Annotated in this window: 25 protein-coding genes; 11 read left to right on the top strand and 14 right to left on the bottom strand. The window is 44.0% G+C overall.

Annotation, left to right across the window (positions count from 1 at the left end; translation table 11 throughout):
• Positions 1-117 precede the first annotated feature (117 nt).
• The 3 genes from JGK07_RS23985 to JGK07_RS23975 all read left to right on the top strand — a co-directional run bounded on the left by JGK07_RS23985 (position 118) and on the right by JGK07_RS23975 (position 6318).
• Positions 118-3324 carry an efflux RND transporter permease subunit gene (locus JGK07_RS23985; protein WP_293225711.1) on the top strand — a complete coding sequence of 1069 codons (3207 nt, stop codon included), beginning with the start codon at positions 118-120 and terminating at the stop codon, positions 3322-3324.
• A 193-nt stretch (positions 3325-3517) separates the two neighbouring features.
• Positions 3518-5467 (top strand): long-chain fatty acid--CoA ligase, encoded by a 1950-nt coding sequence (locus JGK07_RS23980; protein ID WP_293193319.1) that lies wholly within the window; start codon positions 3518-3520, stop codon positions 5465-5467.
• 410 nt (positions 5468-5877) lie between these two features.
• Positions 5878-6318 carry a YlqD family protein gene (locus JGK07_RS23975; RefSeq protein ID WP_293185715.1) on the top strand — a complete coding sequence of 147 codons (441 nt, stop codon included), beginning with the start codon at positions 5878-5880 and terminating at the stop codon, positions 6316-6318.
• Here the strand turns inward: JGK07_RS23975 and JGK07_RS23970 are convergent.
• On the bottom strand, positions 6315-6470 hold the full coding sequence (locus JGK07_RS23970; RefSeq protein ID WP_293185713.1) for a hypothetical protein: 156 nt from the start codon (positions 6468-6470) through the stop codon (positions 6315-6317). The two genes, JGK07_RS23975 and JGK07_RS23970, sit on opposite strands and share 4 nt — an antisense overlap.
• Positions 6471-6490: 20 nt before the next feature.
• Here JGK07_RS23970 and JGK07_RS23965 point away from each other — a divergent pair, with 20 nt between their 5' ends.
• Positions 6491-7774 carry a dihydrolipoamide acetyltransferase family protein gene (locus JGK07_RS23965; RefSeq protein ID WP_293242943.1) on the top strand — a complete coding sequence of 428 codons (1284 nt, stop codon included), beginning with the start codon at positions 6491-6493 and terminating at the stop codon, positions 7772-7774.
• A gap of 285 nt (positions 7775-8059) precedes the next feature.
• Here the strand turns inward: JGK07_RS23965 and JGK07_RS23960 are convergent, their stop codons facing one another.
• From JGK07_RS23960 to JGK07_RS23925, 8 genes are all read right to left on the bottom strand, one after another.
• On the bottom strand, positions 8060-8506 hold the full coding sequence (locus JGK07_RS23960; RefSeq protein ID WP_293242946.1) for a DUF5958 family protein: 447 nt from the start codon (positions 8504-8506) through the stop codon (positions 8060-8062).
• Positions 8493-8828 carry a nucleotidyltransferase domain-containing protein gene (locus tag JGK07_RS23955; protein WP_293242949.1) on the bottom strand — a complete coding sequence of 112 codons (336 nt, stop codon included), beginning with the start codon at positions 8826-8828 and terminating at the stop codon, positions 8493-8495. Before JGK07_RS23955 ends, JGK07_RS23960 begins: the two co-directional genes overlap by 14 nt.
• An 80-nt stretch (positions 8829-8908) precedes the next feature.
• A complete protein-coding gene (locus tag JGK07_RS23950) occupies positions 8909-9457 on the bottom strand; it encodes a hypothetical protein (RefSeq protein ID WP_293242952.1) in 549 nt (182 codons plus the stop codon).
• Positions 9450-10007 (bottom strand): hypothetical protein, encoded by a 558-nt coding sequence (locus tag JGK07_RS23945; RefSeq protein WP_293291078.1) that lies wholly within the window; start codon positions 10005-10007, stop codon positions 9450-9452. Before JGK07_RS23945 ends, JGK07_RS23950 begins: the two co-directional genes overlap by 8 nt.
• A gap of 21 nt (positions 10008-10028) precedes the next feature.
• Positions 10029-11018 (bottom strand): CBS domain-containing protein, encoded by a 990-nt coding sequence (locus tag JGK07_RS23940; RefSeq protein ID WP_293242958.1) that lies wholly within the window; start codon positions 11016-11018, stop codon positions 10029-10031.
• 45 nt (positions 11019-11063) lie between these two features.
• Positions 11064-12146 carry a hypothetical protein gene (locus JGK07_RS23935; protein ID WP_293242961.1) on the bottom strand — a complete coding sequence of 361 codons (1083 nt, stop codon included), beginning with the start codon at positions 12144-12146 and terminating at the stop codon, positions 11064-11066.
• Positions 12146-13522, bottom strand: coding sequence for a P-loop NTPase fold protein (locus tag JGK07_RS23930; RefSeq protein ID WP_293242964.1), 1377 nt, complete (start codon positions 13520-13522; stop codon positions 12146-12148). The genes JGK07_RS23935 and JGK07_RS23930 overlap by 1 nt, the downstream gene beginning before the upstream one ends.
• Positions 13523-13651: 129 nt before the next feature.
• Complete coding sequence (locus tag JGK07_RS23925) at positions 13652-14233, bottom strand: adenylate kinase (protein WP_293242966.1); 582 nt, start codon at positions 14231-14233, stop codon at positions 13652-13654.
• A 565-nt stretch (positions 14234-14798) separates the two neighbouring features.
• Here JGK07_RS23925 and JGK07_RS23920 point away from each other — a divergent pair.
• From JGK07_RS23920 to JGK07_RS23900, 6 genes are all read left to right on the top strand, one after another.
• Complete coding sequence (locus tag JGK07_RS23920; RefSeq protein ID WP_293242969.1) at positions 14799-15326, top strand: helix-turn-helix domain-containing protein; 528 nt, start codon at positions 14799-14801, stop codon at positions 15324-15326.
• A gap of 190 nt (positions 15327-15516) precedes the next feature.
• On the top strand, positions 15517-15828 hold the full coding sequence (locus tag JGK07_RS23915) for a DUF433 domain-containing protein (RefSeq protein WP_293242972.1): 312 nt from the start codon (positions 15517-15519) through the stop codon (positions 15826-15828).
• A 344-nt stretch (positions 15829-16172) separates the two neighbouring features.
• Complete coding sequence (locus JGK07_RS23910; protein WP_293242975.1) at positions 16173-16550, top strand: hypothetical protein; 378 nt, start codon at positions 16173-16175, stop codon at positions 16548-16550.
• Between the two features lie 3 nt (positions 16551-16553).
• On the top strand, positions 16554-16742 hold the full coding sequence (locus JGK07_RS33275; protein ID WP_366934332.1) for an HNH endonuclease signature motif containing protein: 189 nt from the start codon (positions 16554-16556) through the stop codon (positions 16740-16742).
• The gene (locus JGK07_RS33270; protein WP_366934331.1) at positions 16705-16968 is read left to right on the top strand and encodes a hypothetical protein; all 264 of its coding nucleotides are present in this window, start codon (positions 16705-16707) and stop codon (positions 16966-16968) included. The genes JGK07_RS33275 and JGK07_RS33270 overlap by 38 nt, the downstream gene beginning before the upstream one ends.
• Before the next feature lie 101 nt (positions 16969-17069).
• Positions 17070-17270 carry a hypothetical protein gene (locus JGK07_RS23900; RefSeq protein WP_293242978.1) on the top strand — a complete coding sequence of 67 codons (201 nt, stop codon included), beginning with the start codon at positions 17070-17072 and terminating at the stop codon, positions 17268-17270.
• A 21-nt stretch (positions 17271-17291) separates the two neighbouring features.
• Here JGK07_RS23900 and JGK07_RS23895 read toward each other — a convergent pair whose 3' ends face one another.
• Both JGK07_RS23895 and JGK07_RS23890 read right to left on the bottom strand, forming a co-directional pair.
• Positions 17292-17852 carry a Uma2 family endonuclease gene (locus tag JGK07_RS23895; RefSeq protein WP_293242981.1) on the bottom strand — a complete coding sequence of 187 codons (561 nt, stop codon included), beginning with the start codon at positions 17850-17852 and terminating at the stop codon, positions 17292-17294.
• Between the two features lie 95 nt (positions 17853-17947).
• Entirely contained in the window at positions 17948-19384 is a 1437-nt protein-coding gene (locus JGK07_RS23890) for a DUF3370 domain-containing protein (RefSeq protein WP_293242984.1), read from the bottom strand.
• Positions 19385-19533: 149 nt separating this feature from the next.
• Here JGK07_RS23890 and surE point away from each other — a divergent pair, with 149 nt between their 5' ends.
• Entirely contained in the window at positions 19534-20211 is a 678-nt protein-coding gene (surE, locus tag JGK07_RS23885) for a 5'/3'-nucleotidase SurE (protein WP_293193315.1), read from the top strand.
• 594 nt (positions 20212-20805) lie between these two features.
• Here surE and JGK07_RS23880 read toward each other — a convergent pair.
• From JGK07_RS23880 to JGK07_RS23870, 3 genes are all read right to left on the bottom strand, one after another.
• Positions 20806-20928 (bottom strand): hypothetical protein, encoded by a 123-nt coding sequence (locus JGK07_RS23880; RefSeq protein ID WP_293157680.1) that lies wholly within the window; start codon positions 20926-20928, stop codon positions 20806-20808.
• Positions 20929-21289: 361 nt separating this feature from the next.
• Positions 21290-22504, bottom strand: a complete 1215-nt coding sequence (locus JGK07_RS23875) for an FAD-dependent oxidoreductase (protein WP_293193314.1) — start codon at positions 22502-22504, stop codon at positions 21290-21292.
• Positions 22505-22812: 308 nt separating this feature from the next.
• Entirely contained in the window at positions 22813-24345 is a 1533-nt protein-coding gene (locus JGK07_RS23870; protein ID WP_293185684.1) for an NAD(P)/FAD-dependent oxidoreductase, read from the bottom strand.
• Between the last annotated feature and the right edge of the window lie 193 nt (positions 24346-24538).

Genomic DNA, 24538 nt, shown 5'->3' with positions numbered 1-24538 from the left:
CGCAACTACGTACCTAAGAGCGCTGAAGCGCAACTACGTACCTAAGAGCGCTGAAGCGCAACTACGTACCTAAGAGCGCTGAAGCGCAACTACGTACCTTTAGAAATTACCAAATTTATGTTTGCAGATTTCTTTATCAAACGACCTGTCTTTGCTAGTGTCTGCGCCTTAATTATCATTTTAGTAGGCGCAATCAGCATCCCCACACTGCCGATCGAACGCTTCCCTGACATCAGCCCCACCCAAATTAGCGTCACGGCTAACTATAGCGGGGCGAGTGCCGAAATTGTCGAAAATGCCGTTACGAATATCCTAGAGAGGCAAATCAACGGCGTAGAAGGGCTAAAATATCTAACTTCTAGCAGCAGTAATGACGGCACTAGCACTATTACTGCAACTTTCGATCCGTCGCGCAACAAAGATATTGCCGCTGTCGATGTCCAAAATCGAGTGTCAGTCGCTCAACCCCAACTCCCAGATGCCGTACAGCGCACGGGAGTGAGAGTTACCAAACAATCTACCAGTCTCTTGCTGGCGATCGGCTTATTTACCGAAAATAAAGAATACGACACCACATTTTTAAGCAACTACGCTGACTTATATTTGGCAGATGCTTTAAAGCGGATTAAAGGTGTTGGCGATGTGCGAATTTTTGGGGAACGCCGCTATGCTATGCGCCTGTGGATCGACCCCAATAAGTTAGCAGCTCGCGGTTTGACAATGCAAGATATAACCAGGGCGCTTAACGAACAAAACTTACAAGTTGGTGCAGGGAGAGTTGGTCAAGAACCCGCTCCCGACGGGCAAATGTATCAAATTGATTTACGGGCAGAAAGCCGTCTCAAAGAACCAGCAGAATTTGAAGAAATTGTCCTTAAAACTGATGGAAATGGCACTGTAGTTAAGTTAAAAGAAGTCGGTAGAGCGGAATTAGGAGCCGAAAATTACAACTCTTTCCTGCGATTTCGAGGCAATGATGCTGTAGGTTTGGGGATTTATCAATTGCCGGGAAGCAATGCTTTGAATGTGGCTCATGCTGTCAAAGCCGAAATGGAAAAACTCGCTACAAGTTTTCCTCCTGGGTTGATACATCGAGTCGCCCTAGATACGACTTTGTTTGTCGAAGAGTCGATGGCAGAAGTGGTGAAGACGCTATTGGAAGCAGTCGTGCTAGTGGTGATAGTAATTTTTGTTTTCTTGCAAGACTGGCGCACTACTATTATCCCCGCGATCGCAATTCCGATTTCTTTGATTGGAACCTTTACTTTTATCAAGATTTTCGGATTTACAATTAACAGTTTATCTCTGTTTGGTCTAACCTTAGCGACGGGGTTGGTGGTGGATGACGCGATTATCGTGGTAGAAAATATCGATCGCCTGATCCGCCAAGGGATGAATCCCCGCGAAGCAGCTTCCGAGTCCATGCGGGAACTGTTTAGCGCTGTAATTGCCACTTCCTTAGTGTTGATGGCGGTGTTCGTACCTGTGGCATTCTTCCCCGGAACTACGGGAGCGCTTTACAAACAATTTGCGCTGACAATTGCCTTTTCGGTAGCACTTTCTACCTTTATTGCGATTACCCTGACGCCCTCACTTTCGGCTCTTTTGCTGCGGCGAGGGCAGAAGTCTGGCGGCCCGCTGGGTTGGGTGTTCGATCGCGTTAATGGCGTGATTGATTGGACGCGCCGGCAATATCGCGAGTTTTTGATATTTTTAGTGGGAGTTAAAACACTTGTAACTCTGGTGTTCATCGCTTCTCTGGGAGTCACAGCTTGGCTTTATCTATCAGTACCCACGGCATTTATCCCAGAGGAAGATCAGGGCTATTTTCTGACAATTATTCAAGGCCCCCAAGGAGTTTCGCTGCAATATACTCGCAAAGTGATGGATGAAGTTGAACAAGAAATTCTGAAACTTCCTGAGGTTGTAGGGACTTTCTCTGTGGGTGGCTTTGGTTTTAGCGGCAGCACTTCTAACCAGGGTATTATCTTTACTACGCTTAAATCCTGGAGCGAGCGTCACGGAGAAGCTCAAAGCGTACAAGCGATTATTGGTAAGTTGCGGGGTCAGCTTTCGGCAATTCCAGAAGCAAGAATTTTCCCGGTGAATCCGCCCGCAATTCAAGGTTTAGGTCAATTTGGAGGCTTCCAATTTCAACTTCAAGATCGCAAAGGAAACAGCGGTTTAGATGCTCTGGTTCAGGCGATGGGTGGGATTTTGAAGCAGGCGAATCAGACGCCGGGATTGCAAGCGGTTTTTAGTACGTTTGCTGCGAATACGCCTCAGTTAGTTGTGGAAGTTGACCGCAATCGGGCTAAGGCTTTGGATATTTCTATTAGTGATATTTTCAGTACGCTACAAACGGCTCTGGGTTCGCAGTATGTAAACGATTTTACTCTCCAGCAGCGCAATTATCGGGTGTACGTGCAAGCAGATAAACAGTTCGGTGCTAATCCTGAAGATATTGGTAAATTGTATGTCCGCTCTGCAAAGAATGAAATGATTTCTTTGAGCAATTTGGTGAAGCTAACTCCGGTAGTGGGAGCCCAAACTGTCAACCACTACAATTTATTTAGGTCAATTGAAATCAATGGCTCTCCCGCTCCGGGTGCGAGTTCGGGACAGGCGATTAAATCGATGGAAAAGGTGTCTGCTCAAGTTTTGCCGTCTGGTTTTGGCTATGAATGGTCGGGGACTTCTTTGGAAGAAATTGAGTCGGGGGGTCAAGCGCCGATTATTTTTGGTTTGGGGCTGGTTTTTGTGTTCTTGGTTTTGGCGGCTCAGTACGAAAATTATGTCGATCCTTTTATTATTTTGCTGTCGGTTCCTCTGGCGATTTTAGGTGCGCTTTTGGCTCAGTCGTTGCGGGGTTTGGCGAATGATGTTTATTGCCAAATTGGTTTGGTGATGTTGATTGGATTGTCGAGTAAAAATGCAATTTTAATCGTGGAGTTTGCTAACCAGTTGCGGGAGCGGGGATATTCAATTGCTAAGGCAGCAGTTGAGGCGGCTCAAGAGCGTTTGCGACCGATTTTGATGACTTCTTTGGCGTTTGTTTTGGGGATTCTGCCTCTGGTTAATCCCGAAGGTGCAGGTGCAGCCAGTCGCCGATCGCTCGGGAATGCGATCGCGGGCGGGATGGTTGTTTCTACTTTCTTGAGTTTGTTTATGGTGCCGGTGCTGTATGTGGTGATTGTCTCGGCTCGCGATCGCTTTACAAAACGCGATCGCCCGGAACATCCGCCCCACGATGATGGCACGAGTTTGGATGGAAAAACTGCTCCCCGCGACGAGGTTGAGCGCGATCGAGTAGCGCCGTTGTAACAGCCCAATCTTCTAAGGTACGTAGTTGCGCTTCAGCGCTCTTTATATGAAAGAGCACCCAAGCGCAACTACATACCTTAAAATTAACTTCTAGAAAAGTCTTCTTTGGGCAGAAGGCTATGATGCAGGGGGGCTAGAGATGCTAAATTCGCATCAAATAGTTCGATCGCCCACAACTCACAAAAAATACTCTATGAACCGCCCCGCACCTGACAGTTCCTCCCAAATGAGCGAGATTGAACTCGCCAACCTCAGCCGCACGATCGATTACAGTTCCATTCGATCGATACCTGAAATTTGGGCGATCGTCAAACAGCGATTTCCCCAAACCGTCGCCCTCCACGATCCCCACAGCAAACCCGAAATTAAACTCACCTATACCGACCTCTACCAACAAATCCAGCAATTCGCCAGCGGATTGCAGGCCCTCGGCATCAATGCAAACCCAGCAGAAATAATCCCTCCCCGCGTCGCCCTCTTCGCCGACAACAGCCCCCGCTGGCTGATAGCCGATCAAGGTATCATGACCGCTGGGGCCGCCAACGCCGTGCGAGGCGCCACCGCCGACCCCGAAGAACTCCTCTACATCATCCAAGACAGCGGCAGTACCGCTTTAGTAGTCGAAAACCTGGCCTTACTCAAAAAACTGCAAGCCCGCCTCCCCGATTTGCCGATCGAACTTATCGTCCTCCTCTCCGACGAAGAACCAGAAACCAGCCTCACCCTAACCACAGTCAAATTTTCCCAAGTCATGGCCACAGGCGCTAACCGCCCCTTCAAACCCGCCAACCACAACCACCAAACCCTCGCCACCCTCCTCTACACCAGCGGCACCACAGGCAAACCCAAAGGTGTCATGCTGACTCACGGGAACCTGCTGCACCAACTCACCACCTTCGGCACAATTTTGCAACCCGAACCGGGCGAATCAGCCCTCAGCATCCTGCCCAGTTGGCACGCTTACGAACGCACAGTCGAATACTTCCTGCTTTCCCAAGGATGCACGCAAATTTACACCAATATTCGCTATTTCAAACAAGACTTTAAAACTTGCAAACCCCAGTACATGGTGAGCGTTCCGCGCATCTGGGAATCGATTTACGAGGCAGTACAAAAGCAATTTAGGGAACAGCCACCCAACAAACAAAAATTGGTTAATTTTCTGTTATCTGCCAGCCAGCAATACATTGAAGCCCGCCGCATTTTCCAAGGATTAACTCTCAGTTTGAAACCTGCTTCTGCTTCGGAAAAACTGATCGCCCGGATCAAAAGTATTCTGTTGTCTCCCGTACACGCGATCGCCGAAAAACTGGTTTATCAAAAAGTCCGGGAAGCTACGGGAGGGCGTTTTAAGTGGGCAATTAGCGGCGGAGGTTCTTTGGCCGCGCATTTAGATAACTTCTTTGAAATCGCGAATATCGGTTTGTTGGTGGGATACGGTTTAACTGAAACATCTCCGGTTTTGACAGTCCGCCGCCCTTGGCACAATCTTAAAGGTTCTGCCGGACAGCCGATCGCCCATACTGAAATTAAGATAGTTGACCCGGAAACCAGACAGCAACTGCCCACAGGCCAGCGCGGTTTAGTATTGGGACGCGGGCCGCAAATCATGCAGGGCTACTATCTCAATCCCCAAGCTACCGCGAAAGCCATTGACTCCGAAGGCTGGTTTGACACCGGCGATTTGGGTTGGCTGACACCGGGCAATGACTTAGTTTTGACCGGGCGCGCCAAAGATACGATCGTCCTCAGCAACGGCGAAAATATCGAACCGCAGCCGATCGAAGATGCCTGCGTCCGCAGCCCCTACATCGACCAAATTATGGTAGTAGGTCAAGACCAAAAATCGATCGGCGCCTTAATTGTCCCCAATTCAGAAGCCGTGCAGAAATGGGCAGAAACTCAGAATCCGCCAATACACGAAATTGACTGGAATAGCAAGAAAATTCAAGACTTATTCCGTCAAGAATTGAACCGGGAGGTGCAAAATCGCCCCGGATACCGCGCGGACGATCGCATTGGCCCGTTCCGGTTGATTCAGGAGCCATTTTCGATGGAAAATGGAATGTTGACTCAGACCCTGAAAATTAAGCGCCCGGTTGTGACGGAACACTACCGCGATATGATTGACGGGATGTTTTGAAATATTCGCAGGACTTGGGGAATGGAGAAGAAAAAATTATCCCTACACCCAAGTCCCGATTGGTGTCAACTTAAGCCTCAAAACCTTTGTATCTCTCGTTTATTTGTATCTCTCGTTTATAGGAGAGGCCAGATCCCCCTAAATCCCCCTTAAGAAGGGGGACTTTGAGAAGATTCTTATCCCCCCCTTAAGAAGGGGGGCTAGGGGGGATCTGGCCTGAATCGCCAGACAGAAGACTGATAATAGGTTTGACGTTCAGTTGACACCAACACCCGAGTCCCGAGTCCGAGTCCTGAGTCATTAGGAAATGTCTACCAACTATTGACTAATGACTGATGACTGTTGTTCGCGAGCGGGGACGCTCGCACTTCTGACTAATGCCTAATTCCCAATTGACAAGCAACAAATTTATGGAACCACAATTACTCTTGAAGCGATCGATTAACGTAAAAGTCGTCGTTACTCCCCGCTGGAAAGAAGAAGCTCAACAGCAACTCCAAGCCCAAATCAATCAAATAGATTCTCAGCTACAACAGCTAGAAATGCAAGGGCAGCGGATGGTTTCAGAAATCCAAAAGCAAAGCCTGCAACCCCCCGGCCCGCAAGTAATGCAGCAAATAGAAAACATTCAAGTGCAGGTGAATCAAAGAAAGAGCGAACTGCTAGAACAGAAAAACCAAAACCTGCAACAGCTTCAGCAAGTGCAGGTGCTAGACCTCGAACAAGAAGTGAGTCAAGGTCAAATTGACGGCACGTTCACCGTCGGGGTGGGAGAAAACTTGATTCAAAAAATGCAAATAGAAGTTCTGCTCCGCGACGGCATTGTCGAAGAAATTCGAGGTGATATTTAGAACTTAGAAATTGGTGATTGGTAATTGATAATTGGTAATTGGTAGGTAATTTTGAGTTGATAGCCGCACATCTTCGGACTAGAGGCTGGCATAATAATAACTATTGCCGATCGCCAATTATCAATTCCCAAATACCGATCGCCAATTACCAACTCACAAGGAATTTTTACAGATGATTCGCGAAGTTTTCATGCCAGCCCTAAGCTCTACCATGACAGAGGGCAAAATTGTTTCCTGGGTCAAATCCGCTGGGGACAAAGTAGAAAAGGGCGAAACGGTAGTCGTAGTTGAATCTGACAAAGCCGACATGGATGTCGAGTCTTTCTACGAAGGCTATCTAGCAATAATTATTGTACCAGCAGGCGAAGTTGCTCCGGTCGGAGCTGCGATCGCCCTAGTCGCAGAAACAGAAGCCGAAATCGCCGCCGCCCAGAAACAAGGAGCCGGCGCCCCCGCAGCCGCAGCTCCAGCAGCCGCAGCCCCCGTTCCTGTCGCAGCTACAGCATCAGTGGGTTTGCAGCAAAACGTCAGCCGCCAAAACGGCCGCAGCATCGTCTCTCCCCGCGCTCGCAAATTAGCCAAAGAGTTTAAAGTAGATTTAAATTCAATCAAAGGCAGCGGCCCCAACGGTCGGATTGTTGCAGAAGATGTGGAAGCAGCAGCCGGTAAAGCCCAACCAGCTCCGGTTCAGCAACCAGTAACAGTCCCCGCAGCACCCGCGCTCGCACCCGCACCCGCAGCAGCCAAACCCGCACCCGCACCAGTCCCAGCGGTAGCGCTTTCCGGTAACAGAGTACCGATGAATGCGCTGCAAAATGCGGTGGTTCGCAATATGGAAGCAAGTTTGAGCGTGCCCTGTTTCCGCGTCGGCTATACAATTACTACTGACAATCTCGACAAACTCTACAAACAAATTAAGTCAAAAGGCGTCACGATGACGGCTATGCTGGCAAAAGCAGTAGCGGTAACTTTACAAAAACATCCTCTGCTGAATGCTTGTTATGTGGAGTCGGGAATTCAACACCGTGCTGATATTAATGTGGCGGTAGCGGTGGCGATGGACGGCGGCGGTTTGATTACGCCGGTGTTGCAAAATGCCGATCGCCTGGACATATATTCTCTCTCCCGCAGTTGGAAGGATTTAGTCGATCGCGCCCGCGCCAAACAGCTAAAACCCGACGAATACAGCACGGGAACTTTTACTCTTTCCAATTTGGGAATGTATGGAGTAGATAAGTTTGACGCGATTTTGCCGCCGAATCAAGGCTCGATTTTGGCGATCGGCTCTTCGCGGCCCCAAGTAGTAGCTAATGAAGAAGGTTTGATGGGAGTGAAGCGGCAAATGCAGGTGAATATTACCTGCGATCACCGAGTGATTTACGGTGCTGATGCAGCGTCTTTCTTGCAAGATTTAGCGAAATTGATTGAGACAAATCCTCAGTCTTTGACACTTTAATTAGTTAACTGTTGACGGTTGACTGTTGACTGTTGATAGTTGATATCGTTTCCGGTAGCATCGGAATTATTAGCCAAAATGAGGAGACGGCAGTGCCGTGTCCCTACCAATAATATTGTAGGGATACGGCAATGCCGTCTCCTCTATATAGCAATCCTATCTGAATTTCAAGGTACGACTACACCTCGTCTTGCTAGACTCATCTTATAGCAAGGATTTTAGAATTCCCTGAGCTTGAAAATGATTTAGGATTGCTATATCATTTCGATGCAACCGAAATTGATATCAAACAAGAATACTTTGTTCAAACTCGCACCGAATTTCATCTACAACTTTGCGATCGCTCAAATCACCATGCCACCAGTGGCTACAGCCATCTTGACAATATTTATCGTACCTGCGGGCATCAGCAATTGCTAATAAACTGATTAACAGAAAAAAGGTTTTGATAGATTCTGAGGCTGGCAGTTTCAAAAGCTTTGTGATTTGTTCTTTTAATCGCCCTTTGCTGAGCAATACGCAAGGGGTGTAAGTTGCACGAAGTTTTGATTTAGTAATAGCTAGGCAAACATCTTCTTCTCGCGCCCCTGCTTGGATGGTCATGTAGGATAGCCGCTGCAATATCTCCTGCTGAGTTTCGGTTGGGAAGCTTAAGAACCAGTTTTTTGCATCTTCTTGGCTAATTAATTCTTGTTGAATTTGATTGATTGTAATCTCATCAGTTAGATTCATTTGCCTCTCCTAAGTTTGGTTCAAATATAACGTGAGGTTCTCCTGATATGAGGGTGCCTGTAAAAATATCAATTCCTGTTTCTCGGCCTAAACTATTAATTTCGCCACCACTTGTGCCGCGAGGAACGGAACTGCAAGCGGAATGTCGCTGGCGAGAGTTACCTAACATTATATAGTCCCAGTCAGAAGTTGGCGTACTTGTCCCGTTTGCTCGACTGCCAACAACGATGATGGTTTGTTTTGTGCGATCGGCTGCATTCTGAATTCTTCTGGCATCTTCTGGAGATATGCCTGCTTCTTGCCATGTTTTTACACCTCTCATTTAATGAATATTAGCATGGCAGTAGCAGAATGACGCTGGGGGCGATCGCACTTTTGGATATCAAGGGCGATCGCACTTAATTAACAAATAGCCGAAGCAGGCGCAATTTCGCGGAGTGGCATCAGGAATTCTTGCTTTTCTTCGGGGGTGATATAGCCGCCATTTAGAGCCATTTCCATGAGTTGTTCAACAAATCCCTTTAACTCTGTGATAACTTGATTTTTATTCAGTTCCAATTGTTGATTTCTGGATTTTAGCGTAAACTGATTTGGAGATAAATATCCAAATTGTTTTAAATTACAGCTAATTCGATCGTTGGCTAAGGGCTGTAATTCCAGAGTGATGCAAACACTTTCAACAAATTCTATGTTGATGGGTTTGCCTTGGGATAACTCACTAAGTTTTTTGGGGAGTTCATCTTCTAGGAGCATACAGATATCGGAGTCTAAAAAAACTTTTACTTTTTCTTCACCAATTTCTATTGAGACTAGACGATCGCATTCAAAGCAAAATAGTTTCAGCCCTAATTCAAAATGCGAAAGTTCTCCTAATGAGTCTTCTGGTGGATCGGCATATTTTTCGCCATTAGGTTTTTCTAGGTGGATGGTAAAATTGATAGAGTTATTCATTTCGATCGCTCCTTTCTAATGAGGACAGCGTAGCATCGTTGAGAACAGGATAAGCAGATTTGAATGTTCCATCTGGTTTCCTTTTAATAAAAGCATGGGTAACATTTTCAATTATTGTTCCATCTGGATAGTGAACTTTCCCAATAGAACGCTTGAAATTTATAATATAACGACCGGGATATTTCGGTGTCACTTGTTCAGCTTTTACCCAGTCTTGAGCATTTAGCCACTGGCCTTGAGGCTGATTTTTGGATGCCGCCCTGCCTCTAAAATTAAGGGGTTTCAGTTTTGGGCCATGATGGCGATCGATATGATCGTAGGCTTTGATGGATTTTGGATTATGCCACTGAGGTTCTACTCCACTTCCTGTCCAGTCACAACCACTTCCTACTTCAATCGTTTGGTCTATTATATCCTGTTCTATAACTTCTGGAGTGTCTTCAGAAGTATCTGTCCCATTATTCAAAATAAGTGGTTTACTCCTAGATGGTATTTGATCGATGATTATACCATTAACTAATTTTAGGAGGGCGATCGCACTTTTGGACATGAAATGCGATCGTTCTTTACTCTACTCAGGGTTTTGGTTCTTCTCTTTATTTATGAACTCTAACAGCTTTCTGAATATATCCACATAGCTGATAATACCTGCCATTGTAAATTGTTCACCTTCATATTCTCCAACTAAAATGGCGGTTGGTCTTTCATGCCCATCTACAAATTTACCTATTAAGGTTTTAATTGAGCAATCTGGCTTCACTGTGTTTTTGTCGGATACTTTAGTCATCATTTGACCTAGAGGATATTTACTCAAATGCTGAAAAAGAAGTTTATGATATAGAGTTGCAACAGCAACATCATCTACAATGCCTATCACTAGAGTTTCACCTTTCACCATTGTGATAGGTATGTGTGTAAACGATGACTGTCTTAAGGTATACATTGCATCTTGTAGATAGTCAGTTTGATTATGTGTTACTACTTCCGGATTCAATACATCATTGGCTTTTGTCTCGTTCAAAAATGCACCTATTGTGCTACCATTGCGTATTATTCTGAGAACATCCACATAAGAAAGAGTACCGACAACTCGCTGACGATCATCTAAAATAACTAGCGTTCGATTTCGTCGATTATTTTCATCTTTATCAATCAACTTCTGAATGGCATTTTCTAAAATTTCAGTCCATACAATAATCGGGGGTTCTAGCTGGAGAATAGAGTCAAAAACTTCTGCGACAGTTTTTATACGCATCTGCTCATTAACATTAAAAAGCTGGGACAGAATAAAACCTTGCTGGCTAAGATATTTTGTCGGTAGTTTAGCGCTTGGAGGTGTTAGCACTTTTGCAACATCAACCAGACTGACTACTCCTACCAGTTTTCCCGTCTTCGCATCCAAAATCGGCATCGTCCTGATTTCAAAGCAGTCCATTAGACCAGTTAAATGAGCAATCGTGTCAGTAGTTTTTACAGTCTGAACTTTGTCGGCATCGCCAAGACCTTGTAAGATTTGATTGAGCGGTGTTTCCAGAAGTTGAGTAAAGGATATTTCGGGCATTATTTTAATCTCCTGTGATTTTTTACTTAGATACTTCAACAACAGTTATTTTACAAACTGTAGGATAGTTTTTGGCGTTATAACCATTTTTGGAATTTGGCTATTGGAACTATCCATAACAATAGAAATTTCTATGTCAGATTCCAGAAATCTCCTAATAACGTCCTTGAGATTATCGGTAGATTGAACGAGATGTAAGCTACTTACCTGCTGCATAATGTCTCCTAAAGGCGTATTCATTAAGTGGTAGTACATCCGATGTGCTAAAACCATAATTTGTTCTCTATTTACCAGTCCTAAAAGATTTTTATCTGCATCGCATATCACTATGTGTTCTATCGGCAAATAGTTGATTGCATAGAGCGCAGATTCTAACGTATCTTCTGGCAGCAATGTATATAGCTGATCCAGAGAGGTTTTTGTTGAGGACATCTTCTCTAAAAGATTTTCTACTTTTGATTCCTCCAACAAGCGGTCATGTCTAAGGTACTCTAAAATTCCTTGGCAAGTAACTACGCCTACAATTGTTCTATCCTCGTTCAAAATAGGTATAAAACTCTGGTCTTCCGGCGCTTTATAAAGTTTACCAAACTCATCGAAAGCATAATCAACTTGTTTCTTTTTTTGAAAAAAGCAATAATTTTTATCTAGGCTAAAGACTTCACCGATCGTTTTTTTTCCTTGAGCCAAAATCAACTCAGTGGCTTGATCTATTTTGGTCATTTTATGTCTGTATTTAAAAGGCACATTTTGTAATTGAGGCGTAAATTCAAGAGAAACTGACAAACTACTCACAATTCCTAAAAATTTATCCTCATCATCCGTAACGATAAGATCGTTTGGACTCAGTAATGTTACTAAAGAGAGTGCTTGTGCCAAGGTATCCGAAATCTTAATGGTACAAAAGTTATCACTGATAACTTTTGCGTCTTCAAAGCTAGTGGTTAATAAATCAGGATTGTGCAACATTTTTAGCCTTTTTAGCCTTTCAAAAATAGGTGGCTGGTTTGCAGGAGATTCTAAAGTAATTGTTTCTTCCGAGCAGGGTTTGATATCGCTAGGAGTCTTTATGAAAGTTTCTAAGCTTTGCAAAAACTCTTGTATTAAAGCTTTAATTGTATTAAACATTACCTTCCAGTTTGAGACAAAATCTGTAAAAGTTTTCTTAAATCTTCGGGGTCGCTGATATCTGCATAGTCAGGATCATTTCCTTTCAAAAAGCTTCTCAAATGACTGTCTGCGAAAAACCTCTTACATTCTGGATACTTCCTCAGCACTTCTTTCGCAGCTTCAATGCTATGGCTATAAGCATCTATTATTTCTTTTAAATGCCTCATTAAATGATGATTTTGGGTAGGCAAGGCATCATAAAGTTCGGGGAAATTCATTTGAATTAAAAGAATTTTTGCAAGTTGAGGAATTATATTTGCATCAGCTACATTAAGTGAGATAGCTAGACTTCTAATTAGCGCCCAGGCAATGACAAACTGTTTAGTCTTGCGAAAATTTCCTTTCGTTGCTGCCAAAATCATCCTCCACATTCTAGCATCTATGGGATGATTTGGGGGAGACACTAACTCGTTTAGTTCATTCTGCAAAACTTGCTTCACTTGATTGGAATTCTTTTCGGGTAAAAAGAAATTAAGCTGAATCATTTTTTCTATGTACTCTTTACCAGTTACATTCAAATCTTTGTATCGTTGTTTAACAGCTTGTTCAATAACTCTCTTGTCCAGCCCTATAAAGAAAACACAATTAGCATTGTCAAGGTAAAGTTTCAGAGATTCTAAAACAGTCAGGGCATTTTCTGGCAAGCACCGATCTAGGTCATCTATAAAGATTACCAACCGGCCATTTTCTCCCACATATTCCTTAACTACCTCTCGAAACTGGGCTTCAAAACTGTTAATGAATAAATAGGGGTCAGTGTCTAACTCAAAATCTAAATCATTTACCTCATTTTGTTCTGAATTTGTCCTAGCTTTTCCACCTAATTTTGTAAAACCCTTGACAATTTCAATTGGATTGACACCGCACATCTGTGATTGAAGGGCTGCTCCTGCTAAGTGTTCTACTATATGCAGGAAACACTGAGTAGCGTTATAACGAGTGGCTAAATTATTACATTTTTCTTTGACTATAGCTCTTTGAGAATTTTCTGCCATTTCCCGCAAGATTGTTTGAATGAGGGCGTTTCTGATGCCGTGCGTATCATCATACTTCCAAGGATTAAACCAAATGGTTTTAAATTTAGTTGCATCAAAATTATGCAAGTGAGACTCAAACTCTTCTACTGCGAATTTTGTAAGATAGTCTTTAAAGTTTCTTTCAATACAACGCATGAGAGTTGTTTTTCCACTTCCCCATGAGCCAAAGATTCCTACTGTAAATGCTCCTTCATTACCGGTGGTTGCTTTTACAGCTATTTTACCTAGCTCTTTTGCATAAAGGTCAAAATTGAGACTAGGCTCTTCGTTAGGTCTATCATTGTAGTTATGGGACATATTCGTTGAATTATTATTCGTACAAAACTAAGGTTAACTGTCAGAAATCTGCGTTTAAAATCCCAAGCTTACATCCTTCATTGTCCCCCTTGAAAAGGGGGAAAGTGAAAGGAAGCTATTGCGAAAGTTCTAAATGTTTTTTTTCATATCCTCTACAACTTCTTTGAGCGCACCTGTGACTGCTTCCATCGACATAAAACCATTGATAGTTTCTAACTTTTTTCGATCGCCATAGAACTTAATCAAAGGGGCAGTTTCTTCGTGATAACTTTGTAAACGATTACGCAACACTTCTGGCGTATCGTCCGTGCGTCCCTCCTTGATAGCCCGTTCTTTGAGTCGTTCGACTAAAACCGACTCCGGCACCTCAAAACTAATCACACAGTCATAAGATTGTTGAGATATTCCGATTAATAATTCATCTAGCGCATCGGCTTGAGAAACGTTTCGAGGAAACCCATCTAAAATCCACCCCTTCTTAGCTTCTGGCTTAGTAAGTTGTTGATGTACTATTTCCATGACTACCCGATCGGGAACTAAGGCACCTCGATCGATGTATGACTGCGCCTCGACACCGCGTTTCGTTTTATCTTTGCGTTCTTGCCTCAATAACTCGCCGGTTGATATGTGGAGTATTCCTAGATTCTCTGCCAAAATACTGGCTTGTGTTCCTTTTCCTGCCCCTGGAGGGCCTAAGAATATTAAGCGCATTGTTTTTCCTTTTGTTGGATCTCGATGTATCTGAAAAAATGACTTGTTAGCCTGTACTTGTCTATCGGGCGATCGCCCTATCGAAGTCGATCGCCCGCAAGCCACTTGCAACCCTCTATTTGTCTATCAGGCTAGAACCCTAACTTTTATGCAAAAGTTACCGAATTCTTTACAAAAGTTTACAAATAGCCTTAGCTACCGATAAACTTCCAAGCTTCTATGACCAACCAAAAGTCTTGCATAGCAAAGCTTTGGCAGCGATCGCACAGATTCCCAAGAAAGCCTGCCACAGCCTCCTACTTATATATCAGGGCCACATCCACAAAATTATGCAAAACCCAGAAAATAAATTAAAAAAATTACCAGCAGCACCCGAAACTAGAGTCAAACCCAGAAAATTACCAAAATTCAGCCCTAATCCCTGTCGTAACACTAACTGTAGTCAGTAATTACTCAAAAGCCCTGCCACAAACTTTTTGACGTGTAAATTGCACCATTTACAGTTGAGCTTTCAAGTATATTAAGCTAAATAACACTGCTCGTAAACTGATATACATCAGGAATCATGTTAGACTTCCATCAGGAACTTTACACACACCTATTTATGGCATCCACAAACGAGCGCTTCGTCGAAGCAGAAAGCCGCTGGGACTTAAAAACTCTGTACGCAGACTTGGCCGCCGTTAAGGGAAAGCCTCTCACCCCCGTAGAAAAGCTGCACCTGCGGGGATTGCTTTGTGGCAATAGTCCCGCTGAAATCGCCGAAAAGCTACAAAAAAATCCCAAAGGTGTGGAAACTGACCTGTGTGCCACTATTTATAGATACGTTAAAGGCTTTGTGGGTAAAGGCATCGAAAAGATCGAAAACTGGAGAAATATTGCTGAATGGCTTGATGATGCTGGATATAAAACTCAGTCGTCTGCTAAATTCGCAACTAAAGATTTATTACCTGAAAATTGTATTGTTAATGTAAGCAATATAACTATTGAGAAAAATCAAATAGTAATTGTTTTCAAGGTACAAATACCGACTTCACCAGATTCAGAAATCTCAATAGAAAATCTAGACATCAACGATAACAACGCTAACTAAAGTTTAGCCACTATTCAACTGATTGGTAGGGTGAAGCGACTAAAATCAGGAAGGGCGATTCACGCTCGGGATAGCTACGCACGCGCGTACTTTTACCCGATCTCGCAGGACGATCGCACACTGCATTTCTCAAATAAGGGCGATCGTATTTCTATTGTGCTACGATTCAATCAGATTTTGGCGATCGATTATGACCCTCAAAGAACAACTTCTCCAAACCATTGAAACATTGCCTGATGACTTGCTCGCAGCAACCCTGGAATTCGTCCAAACACTTCAGCATCCCATTCACAAAACTCCAGGAATTTGTGGCGGTGCAGCCCGAATTCGCGATACCCGCATTCCCGTCTGGACGATTGTTGCTTATCAACAACAGGGCGCAAATGAAGCCGAAGTTCTCTATAATTATCCAGGACTCACCCTTCAAGATTTGCAAGCGGTGACGAACTATTACGAAAGCAACCGAGAAGAAATCGAGCTGTGGCTTGCTGAAAATAAGTAACTAAAAATGCTAAAGTTTTACTCAAATGAAAACTTCCCGATCGCAATGGTTGATTTACTGCGATCGCGTGGTAAGGTAGCCAACAGACATTTATACTTCAGGAATACCCAAAATCTTATTAATAATAATTATAATTCCCGGGCTATTTGATTCTCAAAAAAACGATAATTTTGTAGGGTCGTGCCCCCGTGCCGACCCTCTTCATCGACATTTTGTATGTGTTTGAGAGCTCGGGCGGGCACGGGGGCACCGCCCCTACAAGAGAATGAAATAGCCCTGATTATAATTATAATTCCATCATCTATTGTACTACGATTCAATCAGAGCGTCAGTAACTAAAAAAAATGGCAACAATTACCCTTCAAATTCCCAACGAATTGGCTCAACGTCTAGAACCTTTGCAAAATCGATTGCCAGAATTGCTTTGGCAAATTCTAGAAATCACGAAAAATCCCACAACTATCGAGCCGGAAATCAACACTCATAGTGGCGATATTCCTACAGTTTATCAAGAAGTTCTTGATTTTTTGATAAAGAGTCCAATTCCACAAGACATTGTTAATTTTAAAGTTTCACAACAGGCTCAGACACGCCTTCAAATTTTGCTTGACAAAAACCGTGAATCGACCCTAAATGAAATAGAAATAGCAGAATTAGATGTTTACGAGCAGCTAGAACATCTGATGATTTTACTAAAAGCAAGAGCTTATTCAGAGATTTGATAAATGACTTCTAATTCCATTTCTGCCGAACTCCGCAGATTAGTTATTGAAAGAGCTTCAGGACAGTGTGAATATTGTCTTATTCATGAGGATTTTTCAATCTACAGCCATGAAGTAGACCATATCATTGCCTTAAAACATGGAGGTAAAACTCGTGCTGAAAATCTCGCTTTTTCTTGTTTATCTTTGTAACCGCCACAAAGGTTCTGATTTAGCTACTATAGACCCAGTTAGTGACGAAATTGTCCCTTTATTTAATCCACGCCGTCAGTTATGGGACGAACATTTTGTTCTTAATGATGCCAGAATAGCAGGCATCACTCAGATTGGTCAAGCTACTGCAAGATTACTCAAAATCAATGCTCCAAATCGCATACTTGAACGTCAAGTTTTGATCGATCGAGGACGGTATCCATAAATAAGGCTCAGAACAATGCTGTTTAAATTATTAGTATCATCAGAGGCGATCGGGATTTAGAAGCTTTTTTTGAAGAGAATGGAGCATAGGTTAGGAATCAAATGACTGAACAAAAACTTGTCAAGTTATCCGATCGCATTGACGCATGTGTCAAAGCAGCAATTGCCGAAGCAATTGAGAAACACCGCAGACTAGGACAATCAATTAGTATCTGGCATGACGGTAAAATCGTGACTTTAACTGCTGCTGAGATTCCACCACTCTCCAATAATGACACTATAGAGAATCTAGATGTACGATAGCTTATCTACTTCTATATCGCTCTAACCCAAAATAAAATCAACGCTTACTTCAAACTCAGGAAAAGCTAGCGGCGCAACCATTTCTCCCCACTCAAACTTTTGCATTGAAGTATAGCCATTTGCCGTCGGACAACGGTAAACTTCTAAACAATTCACCTCAAGATCCCACAACCATACTTCTTGAATACCAGAACGAGCATAGTTAGGAACTTTCACATTGCGATCGAAATCAACAGTGCTATCAGAAACCTCAACTAACAACAAAACTTCAGATGGTACTGGATGTGCAGTAGCGTAGTAGTCAGCGCGAGGTTGTAGCAATACAATATCCGGTTGAGGTTCAGTACGCTCAGTTAACTGGATCGGGTCTTGGGCTCCTATAATCGCACGTCTTCTCTCCAAATCGGAGAACACAGCGATCAGACGCTTAACGGAACTTGCATGACGAGTACCAATTGCAGCCATTTGAACGATTTCTCCTTCGATCAATTCCACTCGGTCATCTTCACCCAAAATGCCAGCCTCACCCATTAGGTGATATTCTTGCACTGTAAATAGCCGTCTTTGCATTTGAACAGACATAACTATTCTCCTTATTCGGCAGTTGTATAAACTTTATCATTGTTGCCAGTAAGATTCAACCTACTGACCGATCGCCCTAACTCAATCACCATCAACTAATTGCTCGATCGCACAGTCAGAACCTGCGGCGGCGTCGCATCCGGCGGATACAAGAAATCCACCTGAACCAAACGGCGTTCCCCCGGCTTCATATTCACATTCACCAAAGCTTCCCCCTGCTGTCCCCGGCGCTGCACAATGTGAATGTAGCGCGTCAAAGTTTTCCCCGTATCATCATTAAACATCACCCGCACCGTACCTCGGAAAAATATCCGATTTTCCGGCGGATCGTAAAACATCAATCCAGCCGATTCTGTATTTGCCTTAATCGGTGTTTGCATTCTAATACTGACAGATTGCGACTCGCGAGACTTGTTATAAAGCGGAAAAGTTAAATTGTATTGAATCCCGTAATTACCGTGAGCAAAATAAGCAGTATCGGGATAGCGAGCTAACATTTTAGCGCTTTGAATTTGACCGGTGCCAAAAGTACCCGTATCAGTAGTGCTCAAAGCATAGGAAAATGATTCGCCGCGCTTGGGAACGGTTAAATAATCGGTTCTCGAATTGTCAGTAATTTTAGCTTTCCACTCGGAACCCTCAGCGACTCCGGCCACGCGCCCGTAAATTTTTTGCAGTGGATTTTCGCCTCTGGGAGTTGGAGCCAAATCTCTCGGCCCAGCTAAACCTTTCGTGTTTAAAATATTTTCCCACTGTTCTAAAGTCGGATATTGCTCGACTCCTTCTTTCGTTTGAGGAGCAAACATCGCCAAACTAGCAACATAAACCGAATTGCTGCTCGACATTCGCATTAAAGTCGATCGCCCGTTAGAAGCAGGCGTGACATTGCCCACAGGTATCGGCAAATTCATCAGCATTCGGCTCTGGTTTGCCGGAATCTCGATGGAAGCCGGCAAAATGGCTTGTCTGTGCCCCCGCAGCACATCGCTGGTGATGCGGCTGCCAGGCCCCGCAAACACAGTGCCGAATCGATTTTCTAAATACGACGGCAAATCGACAAACAAAGCATCCGGGCGAGTTAAATAAGTCGCTCCTTGCAGGATATTTAAAGTAACAGGTTCCGAGTTGGGATTGTAGACAATTATGCCTTGAAATAAGGTGCGAGTTTCGGCACGATTTTTAGCTTTGGCGATGTGGTGGGCGAAGATGTCAAATCGGCCTTTGAAGGCAAAGTTTAAGTGTGCAGAAGGTACTTGTTTGGCTTCCTCGGGAAATGTGGAGAGCAAAATGCCTTCGGTTTGTACAACTTCCGGGCTGTTACTGTTGAAAACGGGGATGCTGTCGAGTTTTCCCGGCAAAACGCGCACTTGCTGGGGCACCGTCACAGTTTTCAGCGGGCCGGTTGTCTGCGGTTGTGGTGGTAAATCCAGTTCGTTTTCCGGTAGCGGGACTTCTCGCTGAATTTGGATGACTTGTTGACTCGGAGGTTTCGGGATTGCTTGAGCTAAGGGTAGAATTGGTAACAAAAACATAGCTGTGAGCGCGTTTAACTGAACTTGCAAATTGCTTTGACGCAAAGCAATCGACACAAAACTTTACCACAACTAGGTTGACATTTCCTTGAGTTTGGGAATTTTAGGTCAATTTTTGCGGATATAGTCAAATTTAGGACAAATTTTCAATGACGATAATTTTAACCAACGACGACGGCATTGATGCTCCGGGGATTCAGGCACTTTTGCAGGCTGTAGAGGGCAAGACAATTATGGTGGCCCCTCAAGGGCAACTTTCGGGCTGCGGGCATCAGGTGACTGCTCACAGTCCGATTCATGTCGATCGGCGATCGTCCGTCGAGTATGCTGTAGGAGGAACACCCGCAGACTGCGTGCGGATTGCTCTCAATCACGTTTGTCCAAAACCGGATTTGGTACTTTCCGGGATTAACGCCGGCGGCAATTTGGGCGTTGACGTGTACATTTCAGGTACAGTTGCTGCGGTGCGGGAAGCAGCTATGCACGGTATTCCTGGCATCGCAATTTCCCATAGAATTAAAAGGCCGCTGGAAATTGACTGGGATGTCGCGACTCGCTGGACATCGCGGGTGTTGGCCGATTTGCTGAATCGCGAACCAAAGCCGGGGTGTTTCTGGAATGTGAATTTTCCGCATTTAGCGCCGGGAAGTGCGGAACCGGAAATTGTGTTTTGTCGCCCTTCAACTCAGCCGCTGCCTGTGGTTTACCGCCAAGAGGGAGAATACTTTTATTATGTGGGAGAGTATGGAAATCGCGATCGAGCGCCGGGGACTGATGTTGAGGTGTGTTTTGGCGGTAATATTGCTGTGACTGAGATATCTCTGTGAGGGATTAGGTAGGGTGGTTTTATTCTCATACCAAAAGTATCGCTCAAAGGTCGGCTCGCCCTTGCCCCAAGGTATGTAGTTGCGCTTCAGCGCTCTTAGCTCATATTAGGAAATAGCGCTTTCATCGCAACTACGTACTTCAGATGAAAGGTTCTTAGCTTATATTAGGGAAAAGCGCTTTCATCGCAACTACGTACCTCAGATGAAAGCGTTCTTAGCTTATACTATAAAGAGCGCTGAAGCGCAACTACGTACCTAAGATGAATGGTTCTTAGCTTATATTAGGAAATAGCGCTTTCATCGCAACTATGTACTTCAGATTAAAGGTTCTTAGCTTATATTAGGAAATAGGTCTGAAGCGCAACTACGTACCTAAATTGTATGACGACAATAAAACCGCCCATATAGCCTAAATATAATATCCTATGGCTAAATTACCATGATAAACCCATCTGATGATTGCGAGCATTCTCTGCGGATATGATTTAATAATAAACCCGTTTTCAGATGAGCCGAAAACGGGATATTTAAATAGGTTGAAACTTGAGAGGAATGACAATCAAACAAAATTAATCGCCATCCCGAGAATGGCAGCTATCTCTCCTTCTGACCGTCCCTGCTACCAAAATTTTTATTGTCATCCTTCGGCTTAGCAACACCATCAGGTTGTTTTTTTGGCTTTTTGACTTCTTTGTTGCTTTTTCTTTCTTTTGACATAATCATTCCTCAATTTTGACTCAAAAAACATCGATAGAAACCTCTGCCTAACTGCAAGTAAAAGGAGTTGCCCGACAGACAGGTGCGATATCGTGTTCGGTCAATTAGCCTTAATAGAATAAGTTTGTAGTCAGGACTTAATTCTTCAGCATTTTCTGAGGACTTAACCCACTACAAACTTATTTTACAGTGTTTTCAGCGGACACGAGTTTACTTGCTGTTAGTATCGTATCATCTTTGGTAGATTATAAACTATGTTTTGCACTCCTAGCATCTACTCTTAGGCATATCCATAAATTCCTCATGTGTAGAATGTCGGAAATTACTTTATTTCCTAGAGTTTGTAGCATCAACGTTCCACTCACCCGATTAATTTCGCGACTCGCAAAGCAGAGGTAATCGCTCCTTCGTGCAAGCCATCTCCCAAATAAGCTCCCGCATGATAGGTATGATTCTCGCCATTAGTCTCGATAATTTCATCTCGATATCGGAAAGACTCCACTGTATATAATGGTGTGTGATGTTTCTGAATGTGAATAATTTGCTCTTTTGCAATCAATTCATCCAGATGAAAAGCTAAACTGTACTCTCGCGGCGATGTGATGCCGCAAAGCTGATTCAAGCTTGCATTGTAGCCCCATCCCTTGTCCGTCTCGAAAAAATCGAATTCCGATAACTTGCGAATACCGTAGCGATCGTACATCGAAGTATCCGAATGCAGCACAGTCGTGGCATAATTGGGTTTCCAGGCCGCAAACCGCTTCGTTTCCGCCTCCGTCGGGTCAGCCAACAGCCTCATCACTTGGTCTGGCGGCATCGCAAACACCACCTTATCAAATTCCTGAGTCTCCCCATTTGCCAGCACAATTTTTACAGCACCAGCACTTCTGAAAATCTTAGCAATCTCCACATTCAGCAGGATATCACCCTTATACCGCTCCAGAATCTTTTCAATGTAAGAATAGACCCCCCCTTTAATCCTCACCCAATTCACCGAAGCATATTCGCGCAGCACCGGCATCGCCAATTCCGCTGGAAAATCGTCGAGCAATTCAAACGGTATCGAGTAGCTGTACATCGTCAGCAACTTCAGCCAATCATTGCGGACGCACGACTTTTTTAAACTATGAGAAAGTGGCATATCGTAGAAATCGTGCTGTTTGGCAAACCGCATTTTTAGCAGAAATCCAGCCGAACGAGCATAGAGACTGTCGAGTTGCAAATACTCAATCAAGCGTTGCATTCCCGTAAAATTTTTTTGAATAGCAACCGCTGACAAAAAGTGACCGCCATCTTTAAAAAATAGCGATGAACCAATCTGCACGGGTTCTAATTCAACGCCTAGATCCTGCATTAAAGCCGCGAAATTGTAAAACACAGTGGGAAATTCTAGCACCCCATTTTCTAATATTTCATTGCACTCAGATTGATTGGGCAAAACATTTTTATTGAGCGTCCGAATGTGTCCGCCTAAAATCGGCTGACTTTCCAACACAGTGACGTGGTGTCCCTGTTTGTTGAGCCAGTAGGCTGTAGCCATACCGCTAGCTCCGCCCCCAACAATTGCAATTCTCATGGTTCTCTCCTAAATTGATAGAGTGGAACATTAATCATCGAATGCTTAAGAGCTTAAAAAAAGAAGGTATGTAGTTGCGCTTCAGCGCTCCTTATAAATATTAGGAAAGAGCGCTCAAGCGCAACTACGTACCTAATTTGTCTGATGACAATAAACTGCCCTACCTAACTCCTTTTGATAACGGAGGGACTAGAAGCTGTTTCTAGTTTTCTGGCTGGTTGGATGTAATGCCCTTTTTATTTCTTAGTCTGCGGAGGCAGACTTCGTTTCACAACTAGCGATTTCCATCGCCGAGTAACGAATTTCTCTTAGCCTAAAATCGCATCGCCGGACAAACGTTGATAAAGCAGCGCCCCCGTCCAAAATGTCGGTGCAAAGCCTGGATAGCCCGAGGATGCGTTGCAAAAATAGAAATTGTTGAGGGATGTTTCGTGATTTAGCCGATCGACTCCCATGTTTTTCGGCGTCAGGGTAGAACCGTAGGAATTGCCGTTAGGACACCAACAGAAGCGCTCGTTAGTGGTAGGACTTCCGGTAATATGAAAAATCATGTGTTTGCGGAAATCGGGAACATAGTGTTTTTCAACTACGTCTAAAATTGAGTCGAGAATCTCTTGTTTTTTCTGCCTGTAAGCTTTGCGGTCGGTCTCCCAAAGTTGTTTAAAATAACTGTAGTTTGCCACAGTCAGAAATTCTACAATTTGACAATCTTCGGGACAATCCCGCCGCGCTTCGGTGAGTAAAGTCGGCGTTGTAATCGCAAAACTCGGACGAGAAAAATCATTTTTGTCATACATTTGAGCAAAAGCTTCATTCAGATCCAAATGTTCGGAATGAAACGTATTCCACTTGCCAAATCCGTAGTCTCGCAGGTCGATATCTTTGACAACGCAGTACACCATGTAGTTGGATGCAGAATACTCATAATCAAGTTTCCGCCGCACTGTTTTTGAGAACAGTTCCTGACCAATCATCTTGGCTGCTCTTTTGGGGTCGAGGTTGCAAATCACCGTGTCGCCCGTGAATTCATGGGTTTGATGCGTTGTCAAATCCATCGCTTCAACTCCCGTGACAGTTCTATCTGTCAGCCGGAAATTCGTGACTTCATGGTTTAGTAAAACTTTCCCGCCGTTGGATTCAATGACTTTAACTAAAGAATTGATGACATCTTCAAAATGCTGCGTCGGATAAAATGCACCTTCTTGATAGCCTCGAAACAAAGCAATCCAAGCATAGAAAGACAACTGGTTAGGAGGTAGCAAAAAGTCCGGCCATTGCAGGGCTAATAAAGTTTGGGCGCCTTGGGGGAGTTGGAATTTATCAAAAACATCCTGAAGCGTGCTATTGAGGTGTTGGACGGCGCAGAATACGTCACCGAAATTTTTGAGCAATTCAATTGGTTTGACGGGAGGAGCGAGTTTTCTGAGTCCTTCGCCAGTTTTTTCGACTTCGTTGACGAATTTGCGAATTCTCTCGCCCGCTTCGGGAAACAGCGCCGACAATCGCCGGATCAATTCCTCTGCTTCCGAGGGAATATCGAGGGCGTACCCAGGCATTCTCATGTGGTCGAAGCCATTCGGATCGTAGCGCTCAAAGGTGACATCGCGATCGAGATTGAGTTTTTTGAGAACTCGATCGACTGTATGTCCTTCGCCGCAGTCCCAAACGTAGTGGAATTGGGCATTAAACGTGTATTTTTTGGCCATTGTAAAGGTGTGGCCAAAGCCTCCGGGATGCTCGTGAGCTTCCAGGATGTGCACGATTTTGCCGGAGTTGGCCATCAAGGCTCCAAAAACCAATGCTGATAAACCACTACCGACGATGAGGTAATCTGTTTTCATGGGATATTTCCTCGATCGATTGAATCGGGCGATCGTTCTATTTTTAGGCTAACGCTCAATTCTGAGGAAATTCTGAAGATGATTTCTTATAGCCCCCCGGCGATTGGAAATCGCGGCTACACAAACGATGTCCACCTCCGTGGACGAAGAAGGTATTCGGAGATGGAAAATTATCAAATAAAATCTTTAACCC

The sequence above is a fragment of the Microcoleus sp. PH2017_24_DOB_U_A genome (assembly GCF_020738205.1).
In the GTDB taxonomy this organism is placed as follows: Bacteria; Cyanobacteriota; Cyanobacteriia; order Cyanobacteriales; family Microcoleaceae; genus Microcoleus.
This window is presented reverse-complemented; position numbering and strand designations above follow the sequence as displayed.

What these genes read in the sequence shown, in the direction of transcription:
- surE (WP_293193315.1), top strand. Translation starts at nt 19,534, where the DNA reads ATGACGATAATTTTAACCAACGACGACGGCATTGATGCTCCGGGGATT.
- JGK07_RS23870 (WP_293185684.1), bottom strand. Translation starts at nt 24,345, where the DNA reads ATGAAAACAGATTACCTCATCGTCGGTAGTGGTTTATCAGCATTGGTT.
- JGK07_RS23920 (WP_293242969.1), top strand. Translation starts at nt 14,799, where the DNA reads ATGTTAGACTTCCATCAGGAACTTTACACACACCTATTTATGGCATCC.
- JGK07_RS23925 (WP_293242966.1), bottom strand. Translation starts at nt 14,233, where the DNA reads ATGCGCTTAATATTCTTAGGCCCTCCAGGGGCAGGAAAAGGAACACAA.
- JGK07_RS23930 (WP_293242964.1), bottom strand. Translation starts at nt 13,522, where the DNA reads ATGTCCCATAACTACAATGATAGACCTAACGAAGAGCCTAGTCTCAAT.
- JGK07_RS23900 (WP_293242978.1), top strand. Translation starts at nt 17,070, where the DNA reads ATGACTGAACAAAAACTTGTCAAGTTATCCGATCGCATTGACGCATGT.
- JGK07_RS23950 (WP_293242952.1), bottom strand. Translation starts at nt 9,457, where the DNA reads ATGAATAACTCTATCAATTTTACCATCCACCTAGAAAAACCTAATGGC.
- JGK07_RS23880 (WP_293157680.1), bottom strand. Translation starts at nt 20,928, where the DNA reads ATGTCAAAAGAAAGAAAAAGCAACAAAGAAGTCAAAAAGCCAAAAAAA.
- JGK07_RS23985 (WP_293225711.1), top strand. Translation starts at nt 118, where the DNA reads ATGTTTGCAGATTTCTTTATCAAACGACCTGTCTTTGCTAGTGTCTGC.
- JGK07_RS23955 (WP_293242949.1), bottom strand. Translation starts at nt 8,828, where the DNA reads ATGAGAGGTGTAAAAACATGGCAAGAAGCAGGCATATCTCCAGAAGAT.
- JGK07_RS23890 (WP_293242984.1), bottom strand. Translation starts at nt 19,384, where the DNA reads ATGTTTTTGTTACCAATTCTACCCTTAGCTCAAGCAATCCCGAAACCT.
- JGK07_RS23895 (WP_293242981.1), bottom strand. Translation starts at nt 17,852, where the DNA reads ATGTCTGTTCAAATGCAAAGACGGCTATTTACAGTGCAAGAATATCAC.
- JGK07_RS33275 (WP_366934332.1), top strand. Translation starts at nt 16,554, where the DNA reads ATGACTTCTAATTCCATTTCTGCCGAACTCCGCAGATTAGTTATTGAA.
- JGK07_RS23945 (WP_293291078.1), bottom strand. Translation starts at nt 10,007, where the DNA reads ATGTCCAAAAGTGCGATCGCCCTCCTAAAATTAGTTAATGGTATAATC.
- JGK07_RS23965 (WP_293242943.1), top strand. Translation starts at nt 6,491, where the DNA reads ATGATTCGCGAAGTTTTCATGCCAGCCCTAAGCTCTACCATGACAGAG.
- JGK07_RS23940 (WP_293242958.1), bottom strand. Translation starts at nt 11,018, where the DNA reads ATGCCCGAAATATCCTTTACTCAACTTCTGGAAACACCGCTCAATCAA.
- JGK07_RS23910 (WP_293242975.1), top strand. Translation starts at nt 16,173, where the DNA reads ATGGCAACAATTACCCTTCAAATTCCCAACGAATTGGCTCAACGTCTA.
- JGK07_RS23980 (WP_293193319.1), top strand. Translation starts at nt 3,518, where the DNA reads ATGAACCGCCCCGCACCTGACAGTTCCTCCCAAATGAGCGAGATTGAA.
- JGK07_RS23915 (WP_293242972.1), top strand. Translation starts at nt 15,517, where the DNA reads ATGACCCTCAAAGAACAACTTCTCCAAACCATTGAAACATTGCCTGAT.
- JGK07_RS23960 (WP_293242946.1), bottom strand. Translation starts at nt 8,506, where the DNA reads ATGAATCTAACTGATGAGATTACAATCAATCAAATTCAACAAGAATTA.
- JGK07_RS23875 (WP_293193314.1), bottom strand. Translation starts at nt 22,504, where the DNA reads ATGAGAATTGCAATTGTTGGGGGCGGAGCTAGCGGTATGGCTACAGCC.
- JGK07_RS23975 (WP_293185715.1), top strand. Translation starts at nt 5,878, where the DNA reads ATGGAACCACAATTACTCTTGAAGCGATCGATTAACGTAAAAGTCGTC.
- JGK07_RS23935 (WP_293242961.1), bottom strand. Translation starts at nt 12,146, where the DNA reads ATGTTTAATACAATTAAAGCTTTAATACAAGAGTTTTTGCAAAGCTTA.